At 33.6% G+C, this 16,801-nt stretch carries 16 protein-coding genes, 1 tRNA gene and 1 pseudogene; 9 read left to right on the top strand and 9 right to left on the bottom strand.

Going from position 1 to position 16,801, the window contains the following annotated elements; all coding sequences use genetic code 11:
- The 3 genes and pseudogenes from ED556_RS09610 to ED556_RS09620 form a co-directional block, all read right to left on the bottom strand.
- Positions 1–190 (bottom strand): annotated as a pseudogene (locus ED556_RS09610) (hypothetical protein); the annotation flags it as partial.
- A gap of 100 nt (positions 191–290) precedes the next feature.
- Positions 291–1,115, bottom strand: coding sequence for a TIGR00266 family protein (locus ED556_RS09615; protein ID WP_296322785.1), 825 nt, complete (start codon positions 1,113–1,115; stop codon positions 291–293).
- Between the two features lie 91 nt (positions 1,116–1,206).
- A complete protein-coding gene (locus ED556_RS09620) occupies positions 1,207–1,662 on the bottom strand; it encodes a DUF4442 domain-containing protein (RefSeq protein WP_296322788.1) in 456 nt (151 codons plus the stop codon).
- A gap of 374 nt (positions 1,663–2,036) precedes the next feature.
- Here ED556_RS09620 and ED556_RS09625 point away from each other — a divergent pair, with 374 nt between their 5' ends.
- From ED556_RS09625 to ED556_RS09650, 6 genes are all read left to right on the top strand, one after another.
- Positions 2,037–2,483 carry a DUF4870 domain-containing protein gene (locus ED556_RS09625; RefSeq protein ID WP_296322791.1) on the top strand — a complete coding sequence of 149 codons (447 nt, stop codon included), beginning with the start codon at positions 2,037–2,039 and terminating at the stop codon, positions 2,481–2,483.
- 92 nt (positions 2,484–2,575) lie between these two features.
- Positions 2,576–2,917 (top strand): PadR family transcriptional regulator, encoded by a 342-nt coding sequence (locus ED556_RS09630; RefSeq protein WP_296322794.1) that lies wholly within the window; start codon positions 2,576–2,578, stop codon positions 2,915–2,917.
- The gene (locus ED556_RS09635) at positions 2,914–4,770 is read left to right on the top strand and encodes a PspC domain-containing protein (RefSeq protein ID WP_296322797.1); all 1,857 of its coding nucleotides are present in this window, start codon (positions 2,914–2,916) and stop codon (positions 4,768–4,770) included. Before ED556_RS09630 ends, ED556_RS09635 begins: the two co-directional genes overlap by 4 nt.
- Positions 4,771–4,875: 105 nt before the next feature.
- On the top strand, positions 4,876–5,688 hold the full coding sequence (locus ED556_RS09640; protein WP_296322800.1) for a hypothetical protein: 813 nt from the start codon (positions 4,876–4,878) through the stop codon (positions 5,686–5,688).
- A gap of 21 nt (positions 5,689–5,709) precedes the next feature.
- The gene (locus ED556_RS09645; RefSeq protein ID WP_296322803.1) at positions 5,710–6,438 is read left to right on the top strand and encodes a head GIN domain-containing protein; all 729 of its coding nucleotides are present in this window, start codon (positions 5,710–5,712) and stop codon (positions 6,436–6,438) included.
- Positions 6,439–6,634: 196 nt separating this feature from the next.
- Positions 6,635–7,495 carry a DUF2807 domain-containing protein gene (locus tag ED556_RS09650; protein ID WP_296322807.1) on the top strand — a complete coding sequence of 287 codons (861 nt, stop codon included), beginning with the start codon at positions 6,635–6,637 and terminating at the stop codon, positions 7,493–7,495.
- Here ED556_RS09650 and trxB read toward each other — a convergent pair.
- The 6 genes from trxB to ED556_RS09680 all read right to left on the bottom strand — a co-directional run bounded on the left by trxB (position 7,492) and on the right by ED556_RS09680 (position 12,609).
- A complete protein-coding gene (gene trxB, locus ED556_RS09655) occupies positions 7,492–8,475 on the bottom strand; it encodes a thioredoxin-disulfide reductase (protein ID WP_296322810.1) in 984 nt (327 codons plus the stop codon). The two genes, ED556_RS09650 and trxB, sit on opposite strands and share 4 nt — an antisense overlap.
- 186 nt (positions 8,476–8,661) lie before the next feature.
- A complete protein-coding gene (locus ED556_RS09660) occupies positions 8,662–9,789 on the bottom strand; it encodes an MBL fold metallo-hydrolase (RefSeq protein WP_296322814.1) in 1,128 nt (375 codons plus the stop codon).
- Between the two features lie 76 nt (positions 9,790–9,865).
- Positions 9,866–10,528, bottom strand: a complete 663-nt coding sequence (locus ED556_RS09665; RefSeq protein WP_296322820.1) for an NAD-dependent epimerase/dehydratase family protein — start codon at positions 10,526–10,528, stop codon at positions 9,866–9,868.
- A 1-nt stretch (position 10,529) separates the two neighbouring features.
- Positions 10,530–11,438, bottom strand: coding sequence for an AraC family transcriptional regulator (locus ED556_RS09670; RefSeq protein WP_296322824.1), 909 nt, complete (start codon positions 11,436–11,438; stop codon positions 10,530–10,532).
- Positions 11,439–11,546: 108 nt separating this feature from the next.
- A complete protein-coding gene (locus ED556_RS09675; RefSeq protein WP_296322826.1) occupies positions 11,547–12,356 on the bottom strand; it encodes an SDR family oxidoreductase in 810 nt (269 codons plus the stop codon).
- A 178-nt stretch (positions 12,357–12,534) separates the two neighbouring features.
- Positions 12,535–12,609: transfer RNA gene (locus ED556_RS09680), tRNA-Pro, on the bottom strand.
- Positions 12,610–13,074: 465 nt separating this feature from the next.
- On the opposite strand from ED556_RS09680, the gene ED556_RS09685 reads away from it, so the two are divergent.
- From ED556_RS09685 to ED556_RS09695, 3 genes are all read left to right on the top strand, one after another.
- Entirely contained in the window at positions 13,075–15,048 is a 1,974-nt protein-coding gene (locus ED556_RS09685; protein WP_296323748.1) for a TonB-dependent receptor, read from the top strand.
- Between the two features lie 89 nt (positions 15,049–15,137).
- A complete protein-coding gene (locus tag ED556_RS09690; protein ID WP_296322828.1) occupies positions 15,138–16,322 on the top strand; it encodes a PQQ-dependent sugar dehydrogenase in 1,185 nt (394 codons plus the stop codon).
- 7 nt (positions 16,323–16,329) lie between these two features.
- On the top strand, positions 16,330–16,773 hold the full coding sequence (locus ED556_RS09695) for a cytochrome c (RefSeq protein WP_296322832.1): 444 nt from the start codon (positions 16,330–16,332) through the stop codon (positions 16,771–16,773).
- Positions 16,774–16,801: the final 28 nt, after the last annotated feature.

The following is a 16,801-nucleotide window of genomic DNA, read 5'->3' on the forward strand; positions in this document are numbered from 1 at the left end:
CTATCTCTGGTGTTGAATCTAAACTCGCGTATAAACCTAGAACACCTAACTGTAAATCTTCAAGATTTGTAAAAGCATTCGCTGCAGCAAGCCTTCCTGGTTGAGCGATTTCTATCGCATCGTTACAGGATGTTAGCTGCACTAACATGGTAACGACTAATAGCTTAAATAGTAATGTTAAATTTTTCATTGCATTTTTTTTTGGTTCATATAATAAAGATGGTCTGAACTAAAAAAGGTTGCGTTAAAAAACACAACCTTTTTTAATTTCTATTTAAATTTTTAATAAATCAAAACCTATTATCACCATCTAACAAGTCTCCTAAACCTCCTAAAATACTACCTTCTCCTCTATCCTTTCCACCTGCTCTTGGAGCAGATGCTAAAACACGCCCTGCAAGACGACTAAATGGAAGCGATTGTATGTATACTGTACCTGGACCTTGAAGTCGTGCAAAGAATAATCCTTCACCTCCAAATATGGAATTCTTTATTCCGCCTATAAATTCTATATCATAGTCGACGTCTTGAGTAAAGCCTACAATACATCCTGTATCTACACGAAGAGTTTCACCAGGTTGCAATTTGCGCTCCGCCATAGTACCACCAGCATGGACAAAGGCCATCCCATCGCCTTCTAGCTTTTGCATTATAAATCCTTCACCTCCAAAAAGTCCTCGACCGAGCTTTTTAGAAAACTCAATACCTACACTAACACCTTTTGCTGCACAAAGAAAAGCATCCTTTTGGCAAATGAATTTTCCATTAAATGCCTCTAAATCAATAGGAATAATTTTGCCAGGATAAGGAGATGCAAAAGAAATATTTCGTTTTCCTGATAAGGTATTATAAAACGCTGTCATAAATAAGCTTTCACCAGTAAGAATACGTTTTCCAGCCCCTAATATTTTACCCAAAAATCCTTTATCTTTTCCTGAACCATCTCCAAAAATGGTATCCATTTTAATACCATCATCCATCATCATAAAGCTACCAGATTCGGCAATAACACCTTCGTCTGGGTCGAGTTCGATTTCTACATATTGCATTTCTTCGCCATAAATGCGATAATCTATTTCGTGCGAGTTACGTTCTCTAAATTCTATTGGTTTCATTTTTATATGTTTTAATTGATGTAACTGTATGTTGATTCAAAAGCACTTTTGTTACATCTATATGTTCAATTTAATTTACAATAGGTATATCTCAGGATTTAACCTTCAATGTCCATTCAAAATTAAAATTTGAGACTTCTACTCCTTCATTATTTATGCCTTTAGCATTGAGCCATACGGTCTGGCCTTCTCCTGTTTGTATAGCAGTATTAATAGCAACATCAATTTTTGAGCCTTCAATACACTCAAATGTAATTCTTCCTGTAGCTTTTTTGGAAAAGGATGCATTATTATTTGCCACTAACATAGATATTTTTTTGCCACTTTCTCTGATCTTTTGCATAACTAATGCACCAGTTGTAAGCTCCGCCGCCATACCTTGAACTGCCCAAAACATAGATCTAAAAGGGTTTTGGTTAATCCATCGATGTTTTACTGTAACAATACACTTTTCGTTATCCAAATATTTAGAACGCACACCAGTAAAATATGCTGCTGGTAGTTTAAAAAGTAAAAATATATTGAGTTTACGAGACGAAATTTTCATTTTGGAATTTTATAAATATGAATTAGAAAAATACGGATAAACTTTAAATCCTAACAGGATTTGAAAATAATTTTTAAATCAAGTAGGAAATTATTCATGTATGTTGTTTTATAAATGTAATAAGTTATATAATGAATGTCTTCTACATAATAATACTTATTCTTCTTTTGGTTATTTTTTATAACATAAGAGAGCGCTTCTATATAGATAACCACAACCTGTAAACTTTACTTTCCTTCATTTTTCTATTTAAAAGTCACCCCAAACTGATATTTTAAAATGTTAACAATATGTTAAATTTTAGTACTATGCGTAACATAATACCTTTTTTTGGACATATATTTGCATAAGAAACTATTATATACTTTTGTAAAATGGCAACAGATCATCATAAAAACATAGCAACATTTATCCATTTATCAACCTTTTCTAGGTTTATCATACCGTTTGGTAACTTCATAGGACCAATCGTCTTATGGGTCGCAAATAAAGAAAAATCTGAATTTGTTGATAAGCATGGCAAGCAAGCCATCAATTTTCAAATAAGTATACTATTGTATGCACTTATTATAGGAACCATTAGTATTCCTTTTTTCATCTTTAAAGTATTTAATGGCATAGACTTTATAGATTTTAATGGATTTTACGACTTTCATATTAATATAGGTCGTCCTTCGCCTCTATTATATATAACAGGTGGTATAGGTATTCTGGCCTTTTTAGGGTTCTTGATTGAGCTCGGGCTAATTATCAAGGCGAGTTTGTCAGCCAGAGATGGAAAAGAATACCGTTACCCGTTGACCATTAATTTTTTAAAATAGATTCATCAATCACAATCAATAATAGTCAAAAAATAATTTGACAAAATCAATCAAAAAATGAACAGTTTAATAAAATTTAATCGCATTAGAATATGAAGATAGAAAACACAAAAGCACAAATGCGTAAAGGGGTTCTAGAGTACTGCATCTTATCTATCTTAAAAGATGAAGACGCATACGTTGCAGAAATTCTAAGCACATTAAAAGACGCAAAAATGCTTGTTGTAGAAGGTACCATATATCCGCTATTAACAAGATTAAAAAATGCTGGGTTACTCAATTACCGTTGGGAAGAATCCACATCCGGACCACCAAGAAAATATTATGGTCTAACAGAAACCGGAAAGTTATTTTTAAAAGAATTGAACACTACTTGGAGTGAATTACAAAATGCAGTTAACCTAGTAACCAGTACAAAAACAACAAAAAAATGAATAAAACAGTCAATATAAATTTAGCAGGGATATTCTTCCATATAGACGAAGACGCATATCTTAAATTATCGCGCTATCTTGAGGCTATAAAACGTTCATTTACAGACTCTCAAGGCCGTTCTGAAATTATTGCTGATATAGAAGCACGTATCGCAGAATTATTTAGTGAGCGCATTGAAAACGATAAACAAGTTGTAGGTGTTAAGCTTGTTGATGAAGTCATCACGATCATGGGGCAACCTGAAGATTACCTTGTAGATGATGAAATTTTTGAAGATGAACCTACTTATAAAAGACAAAGACAAACCAAAAGTGGACCTAGCAAAAAACTTTATAGAGATACCGACAACTCTTACATTGGTGGTGTATCTGCTGGGTTAAGTCATTATTTAGGTATAGACATGGTATGGGTACGCCTTCTATGGATACTTTTTACCCTATTATCTGGAGGTACTTTTATTTTTATATATCTAATATTTTGGGCATTAGTTCCTGAGGCAAGGACTACTGCCGAAAAGCTAACCATGTCTGGTGAGCCTGTAAATATTAGTAACATTGAAAAAAAAATTAAAGACGGCATTGAAATCGTCTCAGAAAAAGTACGCAATGTAGACTTAAAAAAACACGGTGATACTATTAAAGAAGGCTTCGAAAATGTAGCCGATAATATATCAGACACAGTAAAAAGTGTAGATTTTGAAAAGCAAGGCAATAGATTAAAAAGTACATCAAGAAGTTTCTTTGGTTCTTTAGGAGATGTTATAATGTTCTTTCTAAAAGTGTTCGCAAAATTCTTTGGTGTTATTATGATAATAGTAGGTATTAGTACGTTACTGAGTTTACTAGTAGCGCTCTTTACAGTAGGTATAACCGACGCAGTACATTTCCCTGGAATGGACTTTTTTGAAGCCGCAAATATTGCTAATATCCCAGTTTGGCTAATGTCTTTTTTACTATTCTTAGCAATTGGAATACCATTCTTCTTCCTATTTTATTTAGGGTTAAAAATACTGGTAAACAATTTAAAATCTATTGGTAACCCAGCTAAGTTTACTCTAGCAGGTTTATGGATAGTAGCAATTTTAAGTTTAATTGTTATAGGGGTACGTCAGGCAACAGAGTTTAGCTATAATGCTTACGATACTAATGAAAAAGAATTGAATATTAAGGCAGACGATACCTTAAAGATTGTTATGGTAAATAATGACAATATTAGAAACAGATCGTACATAATTAATGGACGACAAAAAATTTATAAAGACAAAGACGGAAACAAAACCATAGCAGATAGAGATGTAAGGTTTATTGTACGCTCTACAAAAGACTCTGTAGCAAAAATTGAAATATCTAAAAATGCGCATGGAAACAGCTATGACAATGCTGAAGAAAGAGCTAGGAATATAAATTACAATTATGCTTTAGAAAACAATGTTCTAAAACTTGATCGCTATTTAACTACAGATGTTAAAAATAAATTCAGTAACCAAAATGTAAAAGTTGTCGTCTATTTACCAGAAGGTACAACATTATATGCTGACGACAACACCTATTATTATCACAGAAATTCGAGCTTTTATAATGATATTTTAGATAATGGAATGGAAGAACACTATCTCAGAATTATTGAAGACGATGTAAAATGTCTTGACTGCCCAATAGATGAAAATGATAACGATGACAATGACGACGATTTTACGACTTCGGTCAAAATAAATTCAGATGAAGGTATTGTTATCAAATCAGGAGATAGTGTCAAACTAAAGCTAGATTCTGAAGGATTAAAAACGAATACATCGGATGTACAAGTACAAATCGATGATGAGACAGGTGTAAGTATTAAATCAAATAACTAATGTATTTACAATTCAACCCAATCAATCGACAGTTCAGATACTTAAAATAGTGTCAACCAATCATTTTTTAAATATTTGAACTGTTTTAAAACATCAATCAAATAAATGAATCAATCAAAATCAATTCAATCAATCAAAACACTTTTGCTATGCATTATCGGAACATTAATCACTTCCGGTAGTGCATATGCACAAGTAGACAAAAGTTCTGAACTTTTTAAAACGTTAAAGGCAAAAGACAGTATTCTTTTTAAAATTGGTTTTGATAAATGCGAAATTGAGAGAAGTGCTCAGTTAATGGTAGATGATTTAGAATTCTACCATGATAAAAGCGGTGTAACTACATCGAAAGAGGAATTTGTATCAAATATGAAAAACGGAATCTGTAAACCCAACAACTCACAAAAGGTTTATCGTTTTCTTGTTGAAGAAAGCTTAGAGGTTTTTCCTATGTACAACAACACTAAACTTTATGGCGCACTACAAAAAGGCAAACACTTCTTTTCACCGTCAAAATCCATGACTTTTGAAGAAAGTGATAACTATGCACTTTTTACTCACTTATGGATTTTAGAAGATAGTAAATGGAAATTAAAACGTGTTATTAGTTATAATCACGTTTCTAAAGAAGTCGTAAAACATATAACGAAAGTAGACTTAAAAAAAGAAATATTAATACAATATACTGGGCTTTACAAAGCCCCTAAAACTGGAGAAGTATCTGTTACCTTAAGTGCAGGTAACCTTAGCTTAAAAGCAGGAGAAATGATAGCCAAAATTATTCCGGTATCTCAAAACACCTTTAAACACCCACAAGCACCTTTGGTTTTTAAATTTGTAAAAGACAGTACTGGTAAGGTTTCTGAAATGATCGTAGAAGAAAACGGAAAAATGGTTGAAACAGCCATAAAACAATAATCATCAATAAAAAAATAAATTATGAGCACATTAGTAAGAATCGTTGTAGCAAGCATTATAAGCATATTTGTTACTTCATGTAATTTTGACATTAATCTCGGTCCAGGTATAGATGGAGATGGCAATGTTGTAGTAAAAGAAAGAAGAATTTCAGATGACTTTGATAAGATTAAAGTTAGCCGTGGAATAGATGTTATTTTAACTCAAAGTGATGATTTATCGCTTAAAGTAGAAGCAGATGAAAATTTGCATGAAATTATAACAACTGAAATAGATAATGGTGTTTTACGCATTTCGACCAACGAAAACATAAAATACTCTGATGCAAAAAAGGTATTATTATCTGTAAAAGATTTATCTGAAATCTCCACCACTAGCGGATCTAGTGTATCTTCAAAAAATACATTCACTACCGAAAAGCTTATCATTAGCTCAACAAGTGGCAGTCATGTAGATTTAGGTATAAAAACAGCCTATTTAAGATGTGACTCCACAAGTGGTGCAGGAATTATCCTTAGCGGAAAAACTGAAGATTTAAAAGTTTCTGCAACAAGCGGTAGCTATATAAGAGCTGGTGATTTAAGAGCCCAATCAACTCAAGTCTCAGCTACTAGTGGTGCAAATATTTCGGTAAATACAGAAAAGGAACTTACTGCAAATGCATCTAGCGGAGGAAGCATTCGGTATTCTGGAGATCCAGAAAAAGTGAGTAAAAGCGATGGTGTTTCTGGAAGTATCCGAAAAAACTAAACCCAATCAAATCATTATAAAAGCGATCAATCCAATCAATCACACTTAATAGGTTATTCTATTTGGTTAATCAAAACCGACTCAAACACAATATTAGTTTGGGTCGGTTTTTGTATATATTTGTTTGAAGTATAGAAAATCTGGATTAATTTTAAATTCGTATAATATATATCTGAAGTTTTCAAAAACTATAATTATGATATCTAACAAACTTATATACTCGTTTTTTGCCTTATTACTCATCTCCCAAGTTAGCTTTTCGCAAAGCAAAGAAAAGATTAAAGGCAATAGAGATGTTACAATAAAGCAAACTTATACTGATGCTTTTTCATCTTTAATAATTAAAAATGATTTTGAGGTAAAACTCGCTTTTAATAGTAAACCATCTGTAGAGATTGAAGCAGATGATAATCTTCATGCGGTTATAGACGTAAATGTTACTGATGGCACATTAAGTATATCAACAAATAAAAGAATCACTTCTAAAAAGAAATTACTAATTACAGTTAATTACGGTTCTGAGCTTAATAACATTCAAATTTATAATTCAGCTGAAGTCCGCTCCTTAACATCCATGGAATTAGAGAATCTCGACCTTAAAATCGAAAATAATGCGCGAGCTTATCTTAATGTAAAATCTACATTATTCAATTTTGAAGCGTCTGAAAGAACCAAAAGCAGACTTAATGTTACGGCAGATAGTACATCTTTTGTTTTAAGTGGAAATAGTAAACTAGATGCCCTTTTAAATTCTAAATCTTCGACTTTTGACCTTTACCAAAGTGCTGATGCTACTATTGAAGGCGATGGCACTGATACTAATTTAAGAATAGATAATTCGGCAAACTTTTCTGGTAAAAATTACACGATTACAAATGCTGATTTGCTAATTGAAAGTAATAGTGTTGCTACATTAAATGTGGCAACTTATCTCAACCTAAAGGCATCTGGCAGTACAGCAGTTTATGTTTATGGCGAGCCAAAAATAACCTTAGAAGTGTTTACTAATACGGCAAAACTTCAAAAGAAAGATATTAACGCTAAAGGGTTGTTTTAGTTATAAGTCGATGTAGACACTTCAAAAGATGCATCTTTAGCAGCCAAATATCTTTCAGCGTCTAACGCAGCCATACATCCTGTACCAGCAGCGGTAATTGCTTGTCTGTATACATGATCTGCGGCATCACCACTTACAAATACACCTTCAACATTAGTTTTACTCGTCCCCGGTTCAGCATTTATAATATAACCTGTTTCGTCTAAATCTAAAAAGTCTTTAAATATATCTGTGTTAGGTTTGTGTCCTATAGCAACAAAAAAACCAGTAGCTGGAATTTCAAATTTCTCGCCAGTTTTATTATTAAACGCTCTTACGCCAGTTACTACTTGTCCATCTCCTAAAACCTCATCGGTTTCCGTATTCATCAATATTTCAATATTCTCTGTGTTACGAACTCGAGCTTCCATAATTTTAGACGCTCTAAACTCGTCACGGCGAACAAGCATAGTAACTTTTCTACAAAGCTTTGATAAATAATGTGCTTCTTCACAAGCAGAATCTCCTGCACCAACAATAACTACGTCTTGATTTCTGTAAAAGAACCCATCACATACTGCGCATGCAGAAACACCACCACCAAGTTGCAAGTATTTTTGCTCTGATGGTAATCCTAAATATTTTGCCGATGCACCAGTAGATATAATTACCGTCGCAGCATGGATTTCTTTTTCTCCGTTAACCCAAACTTTATGCACATCTCCAGAAAAATCTACTTCAGTAATCCAACCATGACGTACATCGGTTCCAAAACGTTCAGCTTGTTTTTGCAGTTGGATCATCATTTCTGGTCCAGTAATTCCATCTGGATATCCAGGGAAATTTTCCACATCATTAGTAGTAGTCAGCTGACCACCAGGCTGTTCTCCTTGATATAATACTGGTGCCATATTAGCTCTAGCTGCATATATTGCTGCTGTATATCCTGCAGGCCCAGAACCTATAATTAAGCATTTTACGCTTTCGATTGTATCAGACATAGTTTATCGTTTTCTTACAAGACAAAAGTAGCTTTTTTGACTAAATCCTTACACTTAAGTTATCAACAGTTTCAATAGTCTTTTTGAAAAAATCAATAGTCAAAATTATAGGAGTAGATGGAACTTTTTTTATATCCTTTAATACACTCCATGATAATTATAATTTATAAGTTATGTTATTACAATTTACCACCAAACAGAGTTAGGTTTAGGTAAGCTATCAATTAGAATTGGTTCTCCCACCTGGGGTGTAGCTAAAGGTATTTTAAGTTCTTCTGCTTTCTTGGACACACGTTCTATTGGGTCTGTCCATGAGTGCATGGCCAGCTTAAAAGCACCCCAATGTATGGGCATAACGGTTTTAGCTTGAACGTCCACACCAGCTTGAGCTGTTTCTTCAGGAAACATATGAATGTCTGGCCACATTTTATTGTATTGTCCGCATTCCATCATAGCAAAATCAAAAGGGCCATACTGCTCTCCAATTTGTTTAAAGTGTGGCCCATAACCACTATCACCACTAAAAAACAAACTTGTATTATCTGATTTTATAACCCAAGATGCCCATAAGGTACTTTGACCATTATTAAACTTCCTACCAGAAAAATGTTGTGCTGGCGTACATGCTAATTGTATTTTCTTAAATGTTGTTTCTTCCCACCAATCCATTTCATTGATTTTGGTGCTATCAATATCCCAAGCTTCTAAATGTACACCAACACCAAGCGGAACAAAATAAGTTTCAACTTTGTCTTTTAGCTTTTTAATGGATTCATAATCCAAGTGGTCGTAATGGTCATGCGAAATCACAATAGCATCAATCTTTGGTAATTTTTCTATTTCAACAGGTAACTCTTTATTGAATCGTTTACCACCAAGCCAAGGATGAGGTGCAGGGACATCACCAAACATTGGGTCGATAAGGATGTTCTTACCATCCATTTGCAACAGGAATGCAGAGTGCCCAAACCAAATAAGGCGTCTGTTACGGTACTCAGCAATATTGGTTGAATCTATTTTCTGTATCGCCAATTCTTTTTCTGGTCGTCCGTTTTCAACCGTTTCAAAAAAAAACTTTCTTGAAATCTTTAGTATATCAGAAAAGCTAGGGTCTTTTGGCACATTTTTTTTATTGACAAACTTGCTGCCATTAAACTGTTTGGATTTCTGATATAAAGCCTGCCTTTCCTTACTTACATCACCTCCAAAGGTTGGATAAAAGTTTACAAATAGGAAATAAATAATTACGAGTATTCCTATAAGTCCTAAAATTGATAATAGCATACGCTTTAATACTTTTTTTAGTCGTTTCATATTTTGTCATTCCGCACTTGATGAGGAATCTATTTTTTGATTATGGATACCTGCTTCCACTGGAATGATACATTAATTAATTTTCAACAAGTGAATTAATATCTCTGTTTTCTAAATGTTTTAATTCTTGGGAGTTATATAAGCTATTAATCATTGCTAATCCGATCTTGGTCGTTGTTGTAACGTTTTTAGATTTTTTAAGCATTCCAAAGAAAGGACGCATTAGCAGATAAATAGCATTATACCAACCTGTGCGCGATTGGATACCACGTTCTGGAATTATAGCACCTGGTCTAAATGCATAAGCATCTTTAAACCTTTTATTCAAAACATAATTTTCAGTTTTACCTTTAACACGTGCCCACATACTTCGCCCATTTTCAGAACTGTCGGTTCCTGAACCAGAAACGTAATTAAAAATCATATTAGGATTAAGTTCAAACAGAACATCTGCAAATGCTTTAACAGTATTAAAAGTAATTGTATTGTATTTTTCCTCATTCATACCAACTGCCGAAACTCCCATACAATAAAAACAGCCATCATACCCTTTTAATTTATCTTTAACCGAAGCAATTTGTAAGAAATCTTTCAACAAGATTTCTTCAAGTTTCGGATGTTCCATTCCTAATGTACTCCGATTAATTGCTAGGACTTTTTCAATCTTTGGGCTATCGAGACATTCCAGCAAAACACCTTTACCTACCATACCTGTTGAACCTGTAATTATGACCTTCATATTAATTTTGAATTCTGTATTTAGCAGGACTCATACCAGTTTGTTTCTTAAACAGCTTGCTAAAGTGTTGTGGATACTCGAAACCTAAGTCGTACGCAATTTCACTAACAGATGCCGTAGTACCTAACAATTTATTCTTCGCTCTGTTTACCACAAAAGTATAGATATGATCTTTGGCACTTTTACCTGTTTCTTTTTTTAATAGATCACTTAAATAATTGGAAGACATATTCAATTGTTCGCCGCAATACTTTACAGTAGGTAAGCCTAAATCAGATGGCTTTTCAGAACTAAAATAGTCTTTCAGAAAACTTTCAAATTCTGAAACATGGTCTTTAAGCAAATTTGAACGCACATAAAATTGTCGATCATAAAACCGGTTACAATAATCTAGCATCAATTCTATTGTAGAGATAATTAATTTTTGACTGTGTTTGTCTATATTCTGATTAATTTCAGTTTCTATCTTTTTTACTAAATCGGTCAAGGTTGCCCTTTCATCTTCAGAAAGGTGTAAGGCTTCGTGGACGTTATAATCAAAGAACGAATAGCTACTTATGGTTCTACCCAATTCGGACTTTCTAATTAAATCTGGATGAAAGATTAGAACCCAACCCTTGGCATCTTCTGCTATGGTTTTTTCTTCTATAGATAATACCTGATTGGGTTTAGAAAATACCATAGTGCCTTCTTCAAAATCATAATTGTTACGTCCATAACCTAATCTACCTTGAATACCATCTTTTAAAGAAACCGAAAACAAATCCGTATTGTATTTTATACCAAAATAAGAGCTAAAATCTGGCATATCCTTAGCCCACATTATAGTCACTAAAGGATGTTTTGGGGGTTCTACACCAAACAATTTATTGGCTTCTGTTATAGATTTTATTTGGATGATTTCATTCATGATTTATAAAAGTAAACTAAACTTACAAATGGTTTTATATTTTATTAGGCCTATCCTAAGCCACAAATTTTTTTCGTCTTTAAACCGAGTAATTGATTTTACTCTTTATTAACTTAAAAACATTTCTTTAACACCTGTTCTAAAAGCTTCGTCTCCTATTTCCTTTCTTTGGGCATACATAGCTTTGGCATCTTCACCTGCAACATAACGCAATTTAGACTGGCCATCTGTCGCAGCCTCATACACCACATTTGCAATTTGTTCTGCAGTTGAATAGTTTTTTTGTCGTTCTGGATCGAGCATAACCTTGGTCAATTTTTGTAAATCACCAGTATAGGCTTCGTGCATAGACATATCTAGCGAACGACCCGCGAAGTCCGTTAAAATTCCGCCTGGAGAAACTGTTTTTACCTGAACATTATGACTCCCCAATTCAAATGCCAAGCTCTCGCTCCAACCTTCCAATGCCCATTTTGTAGCATGATATACCGAGAAAAATGGAAATGCCATTAAGCCTCCAATGGATGTTGTTGTAATGAACATTCCGCTCTTTTTTTGACGAAAATGTGGAATAAACGCTTGAGTTACACGCATAACACCCAAAAGGTTGGTGTTAATTTGGCGAGTAAGTTGTTCATCAGTAGTTGCTTCAAAAACACCGCCTAAACCATAACCTGCATTATTGAATACCACATCAATATCTCTTAAGTTAATCGATGCGGCTGCAGTTGATTGTATTTGCACTGTATTAGTAACATCTAGTGGTAATACTGTGATATTTTCAATTTTGTCAAGCTCAGTTTCGTTCTCTGGTTTTCGCATGGTTGCTATAACATTCCAACCTTGTTCAGCAAAAAGTTTTGCAGTAGCTTTTCCTAATCCTGATGATGCGCCTGTGATAAAAATTGTCTTATTCATTTTTTTAAGTTTTGTTTATTTTGATGGTACAAAGCTAAACCTCATGCTCCAGGCCAAGTTATACATTTTACTGAAGTTTGTATATATTTTACAGATGGGATGAATTCTATGAAATAGAAGAATAAAAAAATCCTCTTAAGAAAATAAATTTTCTTCGAGGATTCTCTGTTTCAACTTGTCGGGGTGGCAGGATTCGAACCTGCGACCTCCGCGTCCCAAACGCGGCGCGATAACCGGGCTACGCTACACCCCGAAATTTGGTTATCAATTTTAGGAGTGCAAATATATATAAAATACCTGCTTTACCAAACATCTTTTTAAGTGTATTTAAACTTAACAAATACTTTAGAAGAGTTTATGATTTATAATAGTATTTTGAGGCCAATTTGATTCAAACCCCGAAACCATCAGAATAAAACAGTTTTTATCAATAGTTTATTTTTTCACATTCTTTTCATTAAATGCTCAGTTTACAGGAAAGATTGTAGATAATAAAACAGGTGTTGCTATACCTAATGTAGTCATTCGGTCACTAGACAATGAAATAGTCTATTCAGATGATAATGGCGTATTTCAGGTTACAACTATAGGCGAATATATATTTGAACGTATTGGATACAAAAGAAAGGCTATTAACATACAAGAGGAAAATTATACAATTATTCAGCTTGAACCTCAACCTTCAGAATTAAATGAGGTAATAATTAACGCATACCAAATTCCGAAGCGTTTAAAACAGACAACAACAGCTACCGAAATACTCACTACAAAAGACATTGAAATTGGCAATAACATCAATATTTCACAAGCGCTAAACCGAGCACCAGGAGTTTTTATGCAAAGTGGTGCTCTAAATACTAATAGACTTACAATAAGAGGAATTGGCTCTAGAAATCTGTTCGGGACTTCAAAAATAAGAGCCTATTTTAAAGACATTCCGCTAACAAATGGAAGCGGTGAGACTACCATTGAAGATTTTGAACTTAATGCAATTGCGCGAATAAATATTTCAAAAGGTGCTACATCGAGCATTTATGGTGCTGGCTTAGGCGGAACCATAATACTAAATCCAAAGAATTCATTGCTTAATACATCAAATGCTTCAGCAGAAGTTTCGTTTGGGTCATTTGGTTTACTAAAAAAGACGCTAAGTTTTAATCATGGTAACAGCAGAAATAGCTTTAATGGCATTTATAGTGATACCGAATCTGACGGTTTTAGGGATAACAATAATTACAGAAGACAAACTATAACGTTAAGTTCCAATCATTATGTAAATGAAAATAACGAACTTACTTTTCTAGGTAGTTATGTTGATTTAAAAGCCTTTATACCTAGTTCAATTAATGAAGATGATTTTATAAACAATCCATCAGCCGCTGCGTTTACTTGGCAACAATCACAAGGCTTCGAAGATTCACAAAGAGGTATTTTTGGAGTAACCTGGAAGCATAGGTATCATTCAAAACTGGAACATATTACGAGCCTATTCACATCATTTAGAAATGGATATGAGCCTAGACCTTTTAATATTTTAGAGGAAAACACATTTGCTTATGGTATTCGAAGTCGGTTTTTGGGTACCTTTAAAGTTGCTGAAAAGGATTTGAAATATTCGGTAGGTGGAGAATATTTTAAAGACAGATATACATCAAAAACATTTGAAAATTTATATCAAGACTTCCCAGCAGGTACTGGAAGTGTTGAAGGTGATCTGCTATCGAATTTTAAAGAAGATAGAAGCTATTATAATTTGTTTTTTGAGGCCGACTATAGAATATCAGAAAAGCTCTCAGCTGATATTGGTCTAAATTTTAATCAAACAAATTATAAACTTAATGACCGTTTTCCTGTAACAAGTGACAACCCAGACCAAACTGGAACATTTCGTTTTGATGGTATTTTTTCTCCCAAATTTGGTGTGGTATTTTCTGCATCAGACCATCTTAATCTGTATTCTAGTATTAGTCATGGCTTCTCGCCTATCGCTTTAAGCGAAACCTTATTGCCAGATGGTCAAATAAATAATAATCTTGAACCCGAAACCGGTTGGAATTACGAAATAGGATTAAGGACGCAATTACTCAATAATAGAATTCAAATACATACCGCACTTTACAGATTAGATGTTAGAAATTTGTTAGTAGCCAGAAGAACTGGTGATGACCAATTTATTGGTGTTAATGCAGGACAAACGCTACATGACGGCCTTGAGCTAACTATCAATTCAACGTTTATAGATACAGAAGAATTAACATTGACATCGTTTTTCAACCTAAGCCTTAATGATTATAAATTCGAAGAATTTATTGATGGCGATAATGATTTTTCTGGAAATGATTTAACAGGTGTCCCTTCGAACATAATGAACGCTGGAATTAACTTCTCTTCGTCTCTAGGTCTCTACGGAAATATTAATTTTCAACATGTAGGAGAACAACCAATTACTGATAGTAATAGTTTGTTTAGTGAAAGCTATACCCTAACAAACTTAAAAATTGGTTTTAAAAGAAGAGTTTTAGATAAAATTACCCTTAATATTTTCTATGGTATTGATAATATTTTTGATGAAGCTTATGCATCACAAATACTAATTAATGCCAGAGCTTTTGGTGGAAATGCCCCGAGATACTTCTATCCTGGCAATCCGGTAAATTATTATGCTGGGGTAAATGTTAATTATTCGTTTTAAATGCTATTATGATTAACTTTATAAATAAAAATTTCTCAAAGAAAACCAAGCACTTTTCAAGGCTTGGAGTTAGAATAAATTATCAAACTATGAAACCTTTTAAACTCATTCTGATTTGTTTGTTGTTAGTAGCTGCATCGTGCAAACAAACCGAAGAAAAACAATCTAACAATAATGCGTTAGCTGATGCATCAACTCAAATAGAAGTTGGCACAGAATCATCTGTAAAACCAAAAGCAGCAGTAAATATTGATTACTCTGTTGAGACTGTTGTCTCTGGCTTAAGAAATCCATGGGGATTTACATTTCTTCCTGATGGTTCTATGCTTATAAATGAAAAATCAGGAGAATTAATTCATTTTAAAAATGGTGAAAAAACTGAGATTAGTGGTTTACCTGAAATTTATGTCCGTGGTCAAGGAGGATTAATGGATATTGAATTACATCCAGATTATGCAACTAATGGTTGGATTTATATAACCCATGCCACAAGAGATGGTGATGGTGATGGCGGCAATACTGCACTAATTAGAGCCAAGCTCAATGGAAATAAACTTACTAATGTTGAAAGGTTATATAAAGCAGAACCAAATTCGAGACGTGGACAACATTTTGGCTCTAGAATAGAATTTGATAATGATGGATATTTATACTTCTCTGTTGGAGACCGTGGAAATAGAGATGTTAATCCACAAGACATTACCAGAGATTGTGGTAAAATCTATAGATTAAATGCCGATGGTTCTATACCAAATGATAATCCATTTGTAAATAATGCCAACGCTAAAAAAGCAATATATAGCTATGGGCACAGAAACCCTCAAGGCATGACAAAACATCCAGAAACTGGTAAAATTTGGGTGCATGAACATGGCCCAAAAGGCGGAGACGAAGTTAATATTATAGAAAAAGGAAAAAACTATGGCTGGCCCGTTATTAGCTATGGTGTAAATTATAGTGGCACAAAGTTTACAGATATAACTGCTAAAGAAGGTATGGAACAACCTTTCTTTTATTGGGTGCCATCTATTGCACCAAGCGGTATGGCATTTGTAAGCTCGGACAAATACCCAAACTGGAAAGGGAATTTACTAGTAGGCTCGTTAAAATTTGAGTATTTAGAACGCCTAGTTATTAAAAATAATAAAGTCACCAAGCGCGAAAAACTATTAGAAGGTATGGGACGTGTTAGAAGTGCTAGACAAGGTGATGATGGATATATATATGTCGGTATTGAAAATCTAGGGATAGTAAAAATCGTTCCAAATAGCTAATTCAAAAATGAAGAATTCATACAGCCTACAAATTTTAATGCTATTTGCTTTGTTATTAGTTAACTGCAAAGGAGATGGCGACAAAAAAACAACTGTAAATAAAACTATAGTCGATACTGAATTAACTAATAGTATTGACCGCGGAAGATTAGTTTACGATGATTTTTGCGTTTCTTGCCATATGACAAATGGAAAAGGTGTTCCAAATGTTTTCCCACCGCTTGCAGATTCGGATTATTTAAAATCCAAAAGAGAAGAAAGTATCAAAGCCATAAAATATGGCTTAAAAGACGAAATTACTGTTAATGGTGTTACCTATAATGGTGTGATGACACCTCTTGGTCTTGAAGATGATGAAGTGGCAGATGTTATGAACTATATTAACTATAGTTGGGGAAATGATTATGGTGAAAAAGTTACTCAAGAAGAAGTTTCTAATATCGCAGAATAATCACCTTATTTAGCTAAATTTGCCCTAT

The sequence above is a fragment of the Winogradskyella sp. genome, from assembly GCF_003712105.1.
In the GTDB taxonomy this organism is placed as follows: domain Bacteria; phylum Bacteroidota; class Bacteroidia; order Flavobacteriales; family Flavobacteriaceae; genus Winogradskyella.